Raw genomic sequence first — 12,900 nt, 5'->3', positions numbered from 1 at the left:
TCAGGTTACCGGCTTCGCGTTGTGCCTCGGCCGCTCACAGGCACTGCCATGTCTTCAACGCACGCTGCAGTTGAGCGCCCGCGTCGGCGAGCGCAGCATCGTTGCGGACCTCGATGGCCGCGATGCCCGGCGGCAGCTGGAAGTCGAGTGCTCTTCGCACGCGCGCATCCACCATCTGCGCGGTTTCGCGCCGGCGTGCGAGCAGGCGGCTGCGCAGCGTCTGGGCGTCGGCCGTGATGTGGGCGATGACCAGTTCGGGAAAGAGACGCACGGCTTCGGGCAGGTAGGCGCGTGAGCCGTTCACGATCACGGTCCGGCCGTCGCTGCGCCCGGCGAGTTCGGCGCGCGCAATGCCGTAGAGCAGGGCATTGGCCTCCCAGTGCATCGCGAACGCGCCGGCATCGCGCAGCCGCATGAACGCGGCCACGTCGACGCTGTCATGCTGCTCGCCCCCGGGCTGCACCGCGCGCGTGATCGTGCGCCGCGCGAAGTGCACGCGGGCGTCCTGCGGCAGCTGCTGCCGCAGCCAGTCGATGACGCTGTCCTTGCCTGCGCCCGAGGGGCCGACCACATAGACCAGGCGGCCGGTCGCTGCGGCGTTCATTGGTGCACGGCTTGGCGCTGCGCTCATGCACCGAACGCCATCTGTTCGATGCACATGAAGTCGGCTTGCGGCACGGGCTCCGCGAACAGGCTGATCGCATCGAAGCGTTGCGCAGGCAGCGCGCCGAAGTGCCGTTGCGCCGCGTCGTGCAGCGCCTGCACCTCGGCCTCGTCGGCCTCGCGCAGCGATCCGGTCAGCGAGAGGTGGAAGCGGAAGCGGTCGAGCACGAACGGGTAGCCCCACCGCTGCAGCAATGCGTCTTCCTCGGGCGTGAGCCCGCTCGCGCGGCGGCGCTGCAGTTCGGCCGGCGGCAGCGGCGCGGCGAAGGCGTGCAGGCCGGTCACACAGGCGCTGGCCATCGCATTCAGCGCGCGGCTGGGCGCTGCGGGCACGAGCGCCAAAAAATCGTCGAGCCGCACCACCCGCAGTGCCGGCATGTCGAAAGGTTCCCAGGCCTTGCAGATGTGGCGGATGCCCGTGCGCAGCGAGGCCGCGTCCAGGTGCGAGGGCAGGGCGAAGGGCGCCTTCAGCGTGGCATGCCAGCCATAGCGCCGCGGCGCGGCCGTCAGTGCCTGCTGCCGCGCGGGCGGCAGGCCGTCGATGGCCGGTTGCGGCAGCGGCTGCCCGCGCGCCGCACAGCGTCCGAGCCAGTGGCTGCCGGCCTCCCACCACGCGCTGCCAGTGGCCGGCGCGAAATAGGCTGCATAGCGATGCGCTGCGCCGCGCCTGCGGGACACGGCCTCAGTCATCGTGCGCCACCGTCAGCGAGGTGCGGTCGCCCGGGAACCAGGCCCTGGCGTATTCGATCGGCACGCCTGCGGTGTCGACGTTCACGCTCTCCACGAACAGCACCGGCCGGCTGACCGGCTGATGCAACTGCGCGGCAATCGCGGCCTCGGGCATCTGTGCCGTGATGCGGCTGTGATGGCGCGTGTAGTCGGCCACGCCATGGGCCTCGAAGCCGGCGGTGATGGAGCCGGTCTCGCGCACCACGGCCTCCAGTCCCGCGAAGCGCGGCAGGGGAAAGAAGCGTTCGCTGCAATGCAGCGGCTGGCCCTCGGCTTCGCCGATCACCTGCAGGCAGAGCAGCGAGCTGCGCGCCGGCACCGCGAGCGAGCGCGCCTGCGCCGCGGTGGCGCGCACGGTGCTCGCGCCGGTCACGCGCAGCGCGCCGCGCAAACCTGCCAGCGCCATGCTGCGCTGGAAGCGCGGGCGCTTGACCAGGGCGAGGTCGACCGCGAACTCTTCCACGTAGGTGCCGCTGCCCTGCGTCACGCGCAGCAGCCCCTGGCTGCAAAGGTTGGCGAGCGAACGCCGGATGGTGTGGCGGTTCACGCCGAACTGCTCGGCCAGCGCGTGCTCGGAGGGCAGGCGCTGGCCCGGCAAATACACGCCGCGCGCAATGGCCTCGGCCAGGTCGGCTGCAATGCGGATCCAGAAGCTGTCGCGTGCGGTGCGTTCGGTGGTGGTGGCGGCGGGGCGCGGAGCCAGCGCGGAGGCAGGGGTCGTCATCGTGCTTGTCATTAAACCTACTTGCGCGCTCTTTAAGCTCGCGTCAGTTGCCGAATTTGTCTATACAACTTCAAGCGTATCACTCTCATGTTTCATGGCTTTGACACAGAACCCGCCGCGCGTCCGCTGCGCCGCGCGCAGTGGCTCGCGATGCTGGCGCGCGCGCCCGTCTCGCTGCTCGAGCCCGCGCTCGCGCAGCACGCCGAGACCCCGCCGCAGTGGCTGCGCGCACCGGAGACCGGCCTGGTGATGGTGCAGGGCCGTGCCGGCGGCACGGGCGAGCGCTTCAACCTGGGCGAGGTGACGGTCACGCGCTGCGCGCTGCGTCTCGGTGGCGATGCGCCGCAGCCGGGCGCCGCGGTAGGCGTGGCCTATGTGCTCGGCCGCTCGCACCGCCATGCGCAACTCGCGGCCGTGGCCGACGCGCTGCTGCAGGACCCGGCGCAGCAGGCCGCGCTCGATGCCCGGCTGCTGGCGCCGGTGCGTGCGCATCTCTCGGCGCTGCGCGCGCAGCGCCATGCCCGCGCGCAGGCCAGCAAGGTCGAGTTCTTCACGGTGGCGCGCGAAGCCGGCGGCGCCGACATGGACGAGGACGATTCCGAATGAACGCGAACATGCTTTCCACCCTGGGCGCGGGATTCACCGATGCCGCGCTCGGCAGCCAGGCGGTGTTCCGTTCGGCGCTGCAGGCACTCTCGCATCCGGGCCGCATCGTCGAGCTGTCGCACGATGCGCAGGCGCCGTCGCAGGGGCACGGCGCCTCGGCCGCGCTGCTGCTGGCGCTGCTCGATCCCGACTGCCGCCTCTGGCTGTCGCCGTCGCTCGCGGGCAGCGACGCGGCCGCATGGCTGCGCTTTCACACCGGCTGCGTGCTGGTCGAGGAGCCTGCGCAGGCGCAGTTCGCGTGGATCGGCCAGGGCGATGCATGCCCGCCGCTCGATGCATTCGCGCAGGGCAGCGACGCCTATCCCGACCAGTCGGCCACCTGCGTGATCGATGTGATGGAGGTGTCCGCACCGGCCGAAGGAAACCTGCCGCGCTGGACGCTGCGCGGCCCCGGCATCCAGGACCGCACCGTGCTCGCCGTCGAGGGCCTGGCACCGGCCTTCGCCGCCCAATGGTCCGCGAACCACGCGCTGTTTCCGCGCGGCGTGGACGTGTTCCTGGCCGCGCCGCGCCGCATCGCGGGGCTGCCGCGCACCACCCGCATCGAACAGGAGGCTTGAGATGTACGTTGCCGTCAAGGGCGGGGAAGCCGCCATCCTTGCAAGCTACCGCCTGCTGGCCGAACAGCGCCGCGGCGACACCGGCACGCCGGAGCTGTCGGTGCGCCAGATCCGCGAACAGCTGAAGCTCGCGGTCGACCGCGTGATGACCGAGGGCTCGGTCTACGACCCTGAACTGGCCGCGCTCGCGATCAAGCAAGCCTCGGGCGACATGGTGGAGGCCATCTTCCTGCTGCGCGCCTACCGCGCGACGCTGCCGCGCCTCGGCGACAGCGTGGCGCTCGACACCGCGCGCATGGCGCTGGGCCGCCGCATCTCCGCCACCTTCAAGGACCTGCCCGGCGGCCAGGTGCTGGGTGCGACGCACGACTACACGCAGCGCCTGCTCGACTTCACGCTGCTGGCCGAAGGGCGGCAGGAGGCCGCGCAGGCGCCCGCAACCGATGCGCTCACGCCGCCTGCCGCAGCCACGCCGCGCGTGGTCGATCTGCTGAACCAGGAAGGGCTGATCGAGACCCGTCCCGTGCCGCCCGGCGACCCCGCGCCGGTGGACCTCACGCGTGCGCCGCTGCGCTTTCCGGCCGACCGCGCCACGCGGCTGCAGAACCTGGCGCGCGGCGACGAGGGCTTCCTGCTGGCCATGGCCTATTCCACGCAGCGCGGCTACGCGCACAGCCACCCTTTCGTGGGCGAGATCCGCTTCGGCAGCGTGGAGCTGGAGCTCGCGCCCGAGGAGCTCGACTTCACCATCTCCATCGGCGACCTGGAGATCACCGAATGCGAGATGGTCAACCAGTTCGCGGGCAGCAAGAGCGAACCGCCGCAGTTCACGCGCGGCTACGGCCTGGCCTTCGGCCACTGCGAGCGCAAGGCGATGGCGATGAGCCTGGTCGACCGCGCGCTGCGCGCCGACGAGCTCGGCGAGCCCGTCGAGGCGCCCGCGCAGATGCAGGAGTTCGTGCTCTCGCACAGCGACAGCCTGGAGGCCTCGGGTTTCGTGCAGCACCTGAAGCTGCCGCACTACGTCGACTTCCAGTCCGAGCTCGAGCTCGTGCGGAAGATGCGCGCCGCCGCCGGCGGCGCGGGAGACCACGAATGACGACCACCGAATACAACTTCGCCTACCTCGACGAGCGCACCAAGCGCATGATCCGCCGCGCCATCCTCAAGGCCGTGGCCATTCCGGGCTACCAGGTGCCCTTCGGCTCGCGCGAGATGCCGCTGCCCTACGGCTGGGGCACCGGCGGCATCCAGGTGACCGCGGCGGTCATCGGCCCGCGCGATGTGCTCAAGGTGATCGACCAGGGCTCCGACGACACCGTCAATGCCGTCAACATCCGCCGCTTCTTCGAGCGCACCACGGGCGTGGACACCACCACGCGCACGGCCGAGGCCACGCTGATCCAGACGCGCCACCGCATCCCCGAGGCATCGCTCGCCGAAGGGCAGGTGCTGGTCTACCAGGTGCCGGTGCCCGAGCCGATGCAGCGGCTGGAGCCGCGCGAGACCGCCACGCGCACGCTGCACGCGCTGGCCGAGTACGGGCTGATGCACGTGAAGCTCTACGAGGACATCGCGCGCTACGGCCACATCGCCACCACCTACGACTATCCGGTGCTCGTGAACGGCCGCTACGTGATGTCGCCGTCGCCGATCCCCAAGTTCGACAACCCGAAGATGCACATGAACCCCGCGCTGCAGCTGTTCGGCGCCGGCCGCGAGAAGCGCATCTACGCCGTGCCGCCCTACACGCCGGTCGAAAGCCTGAGCTTCGAGGACCATCCCTTCGAGATCCAGCGCTGGGACACGCCCTGCGCGCTCTGCGGCGCGACCGACAGCTTCCTCGACGAGGTGATCACCGACGATCAGGGCACGCGCATGCATGTGTGCTCCGATTCCGACTACTGCCAGTCGCGGCAGCAGGCAGACAGCGTTGCCGCTGCGCCCGACCCGGCGACCGATGCGGCCGCCGTGGACGGAGTTCTCGCATGAACGCCGCGCAAGATTCTCTCCTTCCGCTGCTGCGCGTGCGCGGCGTCGGCAAGCGCTACGGCGACCGCGTGGCGCTGCACGACGCCTCCTTCGACCTCTGGCCCGGCGAGGTGCTGGCGGTGGTCGGTGAATCGGGCTCGGGCAAGTCGACCCTGCTCGACGCCATTGCCGCGCGCAGCCGCCCCGATGCCGGCAGCGTGCAGTTCCATGTGCGCGGCGGCGGCCTGCAGGACGTGTTCGCGATGACCGAGGCCCAGCAGCGGTTGCTTTCGCGCACCGACTGGGGCTTCGTGCACCAGAACCCGGCCGACGGCCTGCGCATGGACGTCTCGGCTGGCGCCAATGTGGGCGAGCGCCTCATGGGCCTGGGCGAGCGGCACTACGGCCGCGTGCGCGCCACCGCGGCCGACTGGCTGCAGCGCGTGGAGATCGACCCGGCGCGCATCGACGACACGCCGCGCACTTTTTCGGGCGGCATGCGCCAGCGCCTGCAGATCGCGCGCAACCTGGTCACGCAGCCGCGGCTGGTGTTCATGGACGAGCCGACCTCGGGCCTGGACGTGTCGGTGCAGGCGCGCCTGCTCGATCTGCTGCGCCAGCTCACGCGCCAGATGCAGCTTGCGGCCATCGTCGTCACGCACGACCTGGCGGTGGCGCGGCTGCTCGCGCACCGCATGGTCGTGATGCAGCAGGGCCGCGTGGTCGAGACCGGCCTCACGGACCAGGTGCTGGACGACCCGCAGCACGCCTACACCCAACTCCTCGTTTCCTCGGTGCTCCAGCCATGACGACCCCCTTGCTTCTTCTCCAGGGCGTGGCCAAGCGCTTCACGCTGCACCACCAGAACCAGCTGGAGCTGCCGGTGTTCGACGCGGTCGACCTCAGCGTGAGCGCGGGCGAATGCGTGGTGCTCGACGGCGCCTCGGGCCTGGGCAAGAGCACGCTGCTCAAGCTCATCTATGCCAACTACCGCGCCAGCGCGGGCCGCATCACGGTGCAGGCGCCGGCCGGCCCGGTGGACCTGACCGAAGTGGCGCCGCGCGAGCTGGTGCGGCTGCGGCGCGAGACCATCGGCTACGTGAGCCAGTTCCTGCGCGTGATCCCGCGCGTGCCCGCGCTCGACGTGGTGGCCGAGCCGCTCGCCGAGGACGCCGGCGACGACCCCGCGGGCATCGAGGCCGCGCGCGCCGAGGCGCGCCGCTGGCTCGCGCGGCTGCGCATCCCCGAGCGCCTGTGGCACTTGCCGCCGGCCACCTTCTCGGGCGGCGAGCAGCAGCGCATCAACATCGCGCGCAACATGATCAAGCCCAAGCCGCTGTTGCTGCTGGACGAGCCCACCGCCTCGCTCGATGCCGCCAACACGGCCACCGTGATCGAGCTGATTCGCGAGGCCACGGCCCGCGGCGCGGCCATCGTCGGCATCTTCCACGACGCCGAGGTGGGTGCGGCCGTGGCCACCCGCCGCGTCAACGTGGGCGACTTCAGGAGCACCCGGCCATGAGCGCAGCACCCATCGTCTTTTCCAACGCGCGCATGGTGCTGGCCGGCGAGGTGGTGCACGGCGCGCTCTCGGTGGCGAACGGGCGCATCGAGGCGCTGGACAGCGGCGCCATCGCGGCGGGCACGCTCGACCTCGAGGGCGACTACCTGTTTCCCGGGCTGGTCGAGGTGCACACCGACAACCTGGAGCGGCACCTGATGCCGCGCCCCAAGGTGCAGTGGGCCGAGATGCCCGCGCTGCTCGCGCACGATGCCGAGGTGGCGGCCGCCGGCATCACCACGGTGTTCGACGCGCTGGGCGTGGGCGAGTCCGACCCCGAGAGCCTGCGCGGCAGCACCTGGGACACGCTGCTCGACGTGCTCGACGGCTGCATCGAGAGCGACCTGCTGCGCGCCGACCACCACCTGCACGTGCGCTGCGAGCTGCCGGCACCCAACACCATCGAGCTGTTCGAGCCGTTCCGCAACCACCCGCGCCTGTCGATGATCTCGCTCATGGACCACACGCCGGGCCAGCGCCAGTGGGAGAACATCGAGGTCGCGCGCATCTACTACACCGGCAAGAAGGGCTGGAGCGACGACAAGTTCGACCGCCGCGTGTCCGAGGCCGTGTCGCTGCAGACGCGCTATGCGGAACCCCACCGCCGGCACTTCGTCGCGCATTGCCGCCTGCACGGCATTGCGCTGGCGAGCCATGACGACACCACCGTGGCGCATGTGGCGCAGGCGCATGCGGAGGGCGCCAGCATGTCGGAATTCCCGACCACGCTGGCGGCCGCGCGCGCGGCGCGCGAACGCGGGCTCGCCAACATCATGGGCGGGCCGAACGTGGTGCGGGGCGGCTCGCACTCGGGCAACGTGGCCGCGGCCGAGCTGGCGCGCCAGGGGCTGCTCGACATCCTTTCTTCCGACTACGTGCCCGGCAGCCTCATGAGTGCCGTGATGCGGCTGGTGGACGAGGGCATCTGCACGCTGCCCGAGGCGGTGGCGATGGTGAGCCGCGCACCCGCGCGCGCGGCCGGCCTGCACGACCGCGGCAGCCTGGAGCCGGGGCTGCGCGCCGACTTGGTGCAGGTGCGCATCACCACGCTGGCGGACGGCGCCCGGCACCCGGTGGTGCGCGGCGTGTGGCGCCAGGGCCGGCGCGTGATCTGAACCGAAGGCGCGGTTCGGGGCTGTCGCCGCAATGTCGCACAGCTGTCGCGCGCATGTCACGACGTCTCGCGAGACTTCACTTGTCTAGACGACTTTGGAATCCAAGATGACCGGTGTCCTGCGCATCCACCAACTGAACAAGCACTTCGCCAACGGCCGGCATGCGCTGCGCGACGTCAACCTGGCCGTGAACCGCGGCGAGATGGTGGCGTTGATCGGCGCCTCGGGCTCCGGCAAATCCACCCTGCTGCGGCACGTGGCCGGCCTGGTGGCGGCCGATGGCGGCACCGATTCGATGATCGAGATCGACGGCTGCTGCGTGCAGAAGGGCGGCCGCATCCACCGCGACATCCGCAAGCTGCGCTCGCAGGTCGGCTTCGTGTTCCAGCAGTTCAACCTGGTGGCGCGGCTGCCGGTGCTGGTGAACGTGCTCGTCGGCTCGCTGCACCGCATGCCCTGGTGGCGCAGCTGGCTGCGCATGTTCACGGCGCAGGAGCGCGCGCTGGCGCTCGAGGCCCTCGGGCGCGTGGGTATTGCCGACTGCCATGCGCAGCGCGCCTCCACGCTGTCGGGTGGCCAGCAGCAGCGCGCGGCCATTGCGCGCACGCTGGTGCAGGGCGCCAAGGTGGTGCTGGCCGATGAACCCATTGCATCGCTGGACCCCGAGTCCTCGCGCAAGGTGATGGAGATCCTCGCGCGCATCAACCGCGAGGACGGCTGCACCGTGATCGTGTCGCTGCACCAGGTCGACATCGCGATGAAGTACTGCCCGCGCGTGGTGGCGCTGAACCAGGGGCAGGTGGTGTTCGACGGCCCGTCCTCGGCGCTCACGCCCGCGCTGCTGCGCGAGCTGTACGGCGTGCAGGCCGACGAGCTGCTGCGGCCCGTCGCGCCGATCCCGGCACCCGAAGGCACCAACGTGCACGTGCTGAACCCGACTGCTCCCGTGTCGTGGGCTGCGCAAGCCGCATAGCCCGCGAAGAACGCGTCTTTCCATCCTTTCCATCCTCCTGGAGCCATCCATGATCAAGAAAATCGTTGCCGCCGCCGTGCTGGGCCTCGGCCTTGCGGGCGCATCGCTCGCGCAGGACATCAACTTCGGCATCATCTCGACCGAGGCGACGCAGAACCTCAAGGGCGACTGGCAGCCGCTGATCGACGACATGAGCCGCCAGACCGGCCTCAAGGTCACGGCCTTCTTCGCACCCGACTACGCCGGCATCATCGAAGGCATGCGCTTCAACAAGGTGCACCTCGGCTGGTTCGGCAACAAGTCGGCCATGGAAGCGGTGGACCGCGCGGGCGGCGAGGTGTTCGCGCAGATGGTCAACGCCGACGGCACGCAGGGTTACTACTCGCACCTGATCGTGAACCGAGAGAGCCCGCTCAACACGCTCGACGACGTGCTCAAGAACGCGAAGAACCTGAGCTTCGGCAACGGCGATCCCAACTCGACCTCGGGCTACCTGGTGCCGGGCTTCTACGTCTTCGCGCAGAACAAGCTCGATGCCAAGTCGATCTTCAAGGTGACGCGCAGCGCCAACCACGAGACCAACGCGCTGGCCGTGGCCAACAAGCAGGTCGACGTGGCCACCAACAACAGCGAAAACCTCGAGAAGGTGAAGGAACGCTTCCCCGAGAAGTTCAAGGACATCAAGATCGTCTGGACCTCGCCGCTGATTCCGCTCGATCCGCTCGTCATGCGCAAGGACCTGCCCGAGGCGACCAAGGCCAAGCTGCGCAATTTCTTCTACAACTACGCCAAGACCGATCCGCGCGAGAAGGAGATCGTCATGAAGATCTCGAAGCTCTCGGGCTTCAAGGAATCGAGCGACAAGCAGCTGCTGCCGATCCGCCAGCTCGACCTGTTCGGCCAGCGCACCAAGATCGAGGCCGACACCGTGCTCGGCGACGCCGACAAGAAAGCCAGGCTGGCCGACATCGACAAGAAGCTGGCCGCGCTGAACTGAGCGCGCGCCGCCTGCCGCTCTCCTTTCCTGCTGCACTGTGTCCGCCATGCAACCCACGGTCCCTCTCGTCCGCCCGAGCCTGGCGCCTGCGGCGTCCGCCGCTCCCAGGCGCAGCCTCGCCTGGCAGCTCGCGTGGGCGGGCCTGCTGATCCTGCTGGCCGCGTCCTGGAAGGGCGCCGACATGCGCCCGTTCGAACTCTGGCGCGATTCCGGCAACATGGCCACCTACGCGGCCGAGTTCTTTCCGCCGAACTTCACGCAGTGGCGCATGTACCTGCAGGAGATGGTCGTCACCTTGCAGATCGCGCTGTGGGGCACGGCGCTGGCGGTGGTGAGCGCCGTGCCGCTGGCGCTGCTGGCTTCCGCCAACATCGTGCCCTGGTGGATCTACCAGCCGGTGCGCCGCCTCATGGACAGCTGCCGCGCCATCAACGAAATGGTGTTCGCGATGCTGTTCGTGGTGGCCGTGGGCCTGGGCCCCTTCGCCGGCGTGCTGGCGCTGTGGGTGCACACCACCGGCGTGCTGGCCAAGCTGTTCGCCGAAGCCGTGGAAGCCATCGATCCGCAGCCGGTGGAAGGCATCCGCTCCACGGGCGCCAGCGCGCTGCACGAGATCGTCTACGGCGTGCTGCCGCAGGTGATGCCGCTGTGGATCTCGTATGCGCTCTATCGCTTCGAATCGAACGTGCGTTCGGCCTCGGTGGTGGGCATGGTGGGCGCGGGCGGCATCGGCGTGGTGCTGTGGGAAATCATCCGTGGTTTCCAGTACGCCGAGACCTGCGCGGTGATGCTGATCATCGTGGTGAGCGTGAGTGCCATCGACCTGGCGTCGGCCCGCATCCGCAAGTTCCTGATCTGATCCGAGCTGAGGACGGGAGGGCGTCCGCGGGCGAGGCAGAATCCGGCGAGGACTTCCGCACGCCCATGAACGCCCCGACATCACCCGCCATCCTCCAGGTCCACGACCTGGGCTTTTCCTATCCGGGCCAGCCCGCGCTCGCATCCGGCTGGTGCGCTTCGGTGGGCGAGGGCGTCACGCTGCTGTATGGCGACACGGGCAGCGGAAAGTCGACCCTGCTGCGCGTGATTGCGGGCATGCTTCCCGCGTCCGGAAGGCTGACGCTCGCAGGCGCGCGCCTCGACACGCAGCCCGAGGCCTACAGGCGCAACGTGTTCTTCTGCGACCCGGCCACCGAAGCCTTCGACCAGGTCACCGCGCGTGCATGCACCGCCACCCTGGGCGAAGGCGATGCGGGTTTCGATGCGGCGCAGTGGCAGGCGCTGGTCGAGGGGTTTTCGCTGGCACCGCACATCGAGAAGCCGATGTACATGCTCTCGACCGGATCGAAGCGCAAGGTCTGGCTGGCGGCGGCGCTGGCCTCGGGACGTCCGCTGGTGCTGCTCGACGAACCCGAAGGCGCGCTCGATGCGCGATCGATCGGCTGCCTGTGGAAGGCCGTCGCGGCGCGGGCCGGACGCGCGGGCCACGCGATCGTCATTGCGAGCAGCGCACGGCTCGATCACGTTCCGCAGATTCCGCTCGCGGGCTGCATCGCGCTGCCGCTGCGCTGAGCCGCACCGGCGGTACGAGGACGGGGGCCTTCAAGGCGGCATGGCCTCCAGCGCCCTGGCGGAACGGGCGAGCCCTTCGAGAATGCGGCCCGACACCGCGGCCGGAAAGTGCTCGGGCAGGCGCGCGGCGATCCGGTCGATCACGCCGGGTGTTGATGCGAGCACGCGCTGGATGAGGTCCTCCGCGTCCGGCCCGTAGTGGCACTTCTGTGCCATGGCATTGAAATGGCGTCGCTGTATGGCCTTGAATTGGTAGTGCTTGCTCTTGCCGATCAGGGCCATGGCCAGTTTGGCCTCGTGCTTGGAGAACTGGTTCGGCCCGTTGCCCTCCACGGGCCAGATGGACATCACGTCGTAGACAGGTGTCAGTCTGTAGCGGCCCATCGGCAACCATGCGATGCTGAAATTCTTCGCATGCCCATCGGGCGCGCCGAGCATCCAGAAGAGCAATTGCACGGTGATGAGCGTAGCCAGGTCCTGCTGGGCATCGACCGAGCTTCGAAGCACCCCCGCCAGGTCGATCATGCCGGGACCACCGTCGGCCTCGTACTTCAGGTGCGACGGCCTGCCCAGGGCCTGGCAGAAGTCTTCCTGCGGCAGGCGCAGCCACCAGTTGCCGGACGAGTGCAGCCTGCGATCGAAGCGTTCGACGGCCAGCACCTTCTGCGAGCCGAAGCGCAGGACGGCCGTGCGGGGCACGGGTATGCCGTACTCCTGCAGGATGTTCAGGCAGAGCCACTCGTTTTCCACCGAGGTGCTGAAGTCGGCTTTGCGGTGGCCGACCAGGCCCAGCGGCAACTTCAGGATGTGCGTGGTGGGCGTCGAGCCGTGCGGGCGAAGCCATTGGCCCTCGTGCCACAGCAGCGCGGTCTTCTCCTGGGCGCCGGCCAGGGAGATGCGCAACGCGTCTTCGGGTGCGGATTGCGCAGCGAACCTGCCGGGATCGACGGTCTGCTGCAGCAGCTTCTCGACGTCGGCCTCGCTCATTGCCTCGCCCTCGATGCCATCGACATCCGCCGGACTGTCGTCTTCGCCCAGCAACTGGATGGCGCCCACGCAATCGCGGCCGATGGCCTGCAGGAGGTCGAAGGGCTGCGCCGTGCGCGTCCTGAAGCGGCTCGCGATGCGCTCGCGAATGGGCCTGCTGTCGGGCAGCAGGTTGTCGAAGTAGTTCTGGACGACCAGGCCCTTGTGGATGAAGCTGCCAACCAGCGGCAAGGAGAGCGAGAGCGGGCGCCCTGTCGGCGAGCCGACCCAGGCGTCGTCGTAGCGCAACTCGTCCGCCCCGCGCGCAGGAATGCGCCAGGTGCCGACGCGCTCGCCGTTGGCCCAGATGGAAAGCGCCGGCATGTTCGATGTACGCGTCATG

General features: G+C 69.6%; 15 protein-coding genes. 11 read left to right on the top strand and 4 right to left on the bottom strand.

Annotation, left to right across the window (positions count from 1 at the left end; genetic code table 11):
- Window positions 1–34 precede the first annotated feature (34 nt).
- The 3 genes from phnN to phnF are packed head-to-tail and all read right to left on the bottom strand — an operon-like array spanning window position 35 to window position 2,128.
- A complete protein-coding gene (gene phnN / locus ACAM54_RS30390) occupies window positions 35–604 on the bottom strand; it encodes a phosphonate metabolism protein/1,5-bisphosphokinase (PRPP-forming) PhnN (RefSeq protein WP_369651268.1) in 570 nt (189 codons plus the stop codon).
- A 23-nt stretch (window positions 605–627) separates the two neighbouring features.
- On the bottom strand, window positions 628–1,353 hold the full coding sequence (locus ACAM54_RS30385; protein WP_209536868.1) for a DUF1045 domain-containing protein: 726 nt from the start codon (window positions 1,351–1,353) through the stop codon (window positions 628–630).
- Window positions 1,346–2,128, bottom strand: coding sequence for a phosphonate metabolism transcriptional regulator PhnF (gene phnF, locus ACAM54_RS30380; RefSeq protein WP_145746964.1), 783 nt, complete (start codon window positions 2,126–2,128; stop codon window positions 1,346–1,348). Before phnF ends, ACAM54_RS30385 begins: the two co-directional genes overlap by 8 nt.
- A 75-nt stretch (window positions 2,129–2,203) precedes the next feature.
- Between phnF and phnG the strand changes: the two genes are divergently transcribed.
- From phnG to ACAM54_RS30325, 11 genes are all read left to right on the top strand, one after another.
- Window positions 2,204–2,722 carry a phosphonate C-P lyase system protein PhnG gene (gene phnG / locus ACAM54_RS30375; RefSeq protein WP_145746965.1) on the top strand — a complete coding sequence of 173 codons (519 nt, stop codon included), beginning with the start codon at window positions 2,204–2,206 and terminating at the stop codon, window positions 2,720–2,722.
- Window positions 2,719–3,342, top strand: a complete 624-nt coding sequence (gene phnH / locus ACAM54_RS30370; protein ID WP_369651269.1) for a phosphonate C-P lyase system protein PhnH — start codon at window positions 2,719–2,721, stop codon at window positions 3,340–3,342. The genes phnG and phnH overlap by 4 nt, the downstream gene beginning before the upstream one ends.
- 1 nt (window position 3,343) lies before the next feature.
- A complete protein-coding gene (locus ACAM54_RS30365) occupies window positions 3,344–4,441 on the top strand; it encodes a carbon-phosphorus lyase complex subunit PhnI (RefSeq protein ID WP_369651270.1) in 1,098 nt (365 codons plus the stop codon).
- Window positions 4,438–5,334 (top strand): alpha-D-ribose 1-methylphosphonate 5-phosphate C-P-lyase PhnJ, encoded by an 897-nt coding sequence (locus ACAM54_RS30360; RefSeq protein ID WP_369651271.1) that lies wholly within the window; start codon window positions 4,438–4,440, stop codon window positions 5,332–5,334. Before ACAM54_RS30365 ends, ACAM54_RS30360 begins: the two co-directional genes overlap by 4 nt.
- Window positions 5,331–6,122, top strand: a complete 792-nt coding sequence (gene phnK / locus ACAM54_RS30355; protein ID WP_369651272.1) for a phosphonate C-P lyase system protein PhnK — start codon at window positions 5,331–5,333, stop codon at window positions 6,120–6,122. Before ACAM54_RS30360 ends, phnK begins: the two co-directional genes overlap by 4 nt.
- The gene (gene phnL / locus ACAM54_RS30350; RefSeq protein WP_145746970.1) at window positions 6,119–6,835 is read left to right on the top strand and encodes a phosphonate C-P lyase system protein PhnL; all 717 of its coding nucleotides are present in this window, start codon (window positions 6,119–6,121) and stop codon (window positions 6,833–6,835) included. The genes phnK and phnL overlap by 4 nt, the downstream gene beginning before the upstream one ends.
- Window positions 6,832–7,989: an alpha-D-ribose 1-methylphosphonate 5-triphosphate diphosphatase gene (locus tag ACAM54_RS30345; RefSeq protein WP_369651273.1), complete on the top strand. Its 1,158-nt coding sequence runs from the start codon at window positions 6,832–6,834 to the stop codon at window positions 7,987–7,989. Before phnL ends, ACAM54_RS30345 begins: the two co-directional genes overlap by 4 nt.
- A 106-nt stretch (window positions 7,990–8,095) precedes the next feature.
- Window positions 8,096–8,962 (top strand): phosphonate ABC transporter ATP-binding protein, encoded by an 867-nt coding sequence (gene phnC / locus ACAM54_RS30340; protein WP_369651274.1) that lies wholly within the window; start codon window positions 8,096–8,098, stop codon window positions 8,960–8,962.
- A 49-nt stretch (window positions 8,963–9,011) separates the two neighbouring features.
- Window positions 9,012–9,959 carry a phosphonate ABC transporter substrate-binding protein gene (gene phnD, locus ACAM54_RS30335; protein ID WP_369651275.1) on the top strand — a complete coding sequence of 316 codons (948 nt, stop codon included), beginning with the start codon at window positions 9,012–9,014 and terminating at the stop codon, window positions 9,957–9,959.
- Between the two features lie 46 nt (window positions 9,960–10,005).
- Window positions 10,006–10,818, top strand: coding sequence for a phosphonate ABC transporter, permease protein PhnE (gene phnE / locus ACAM54_RS30330; protein ID WP_145746974.1), 813 nt, complete (start codon window positions 10,006–10,008; stop codon window positions 10,816–10,818).
- Between the two features lie 65 nt (window positions 10,819–10,883).
- Window positions 10,884–11,531 (top strand): ATP-binding cassette domain-containing protein, encoded by a 648-nt coding sequence (locus tag ACAM54_RS30325; protein WP_369651276.1) that lies wholly within the window; start codon window positions 10,884–10,886, stop codon window positions 11,529–11,531.
- 30 nt (window positions 11,532–11,561) lie between these two features.
- On the opposite strand, the gene ACAM54_RS30320 is transcribed toward ACAM54_RS30325, so the two are convergent.
- Window positions 11,562–12,899: a type II toxin-antitoxin system HipA family toxin gene (locus ACAM54_RS30320; RefSeq protein WP_369651277.1), complete on the bottom strand. Its 1,338-nt coding sequence runs from the start codon at window positions 12,897–12,899 to the stop codon at window positions 11,562–11,564.
- Between the last annotated feature and the right edge of the window lies 1 nt (window position 12,900).

This window comes from Variovorax sp. V93 (assembly GCF_041154485.1).
GTDB classification, from domain to species: domain Bacteria; phylum Pseudomonadota; class Gammaproteobacteria; order Burkholderiales; family Burkholderiaceae_C; genus Variovorax; species Variovorax beijingensis_A.
This window is presented reverse-complemented; position numbering and strand designations above follow the sequence as displayed.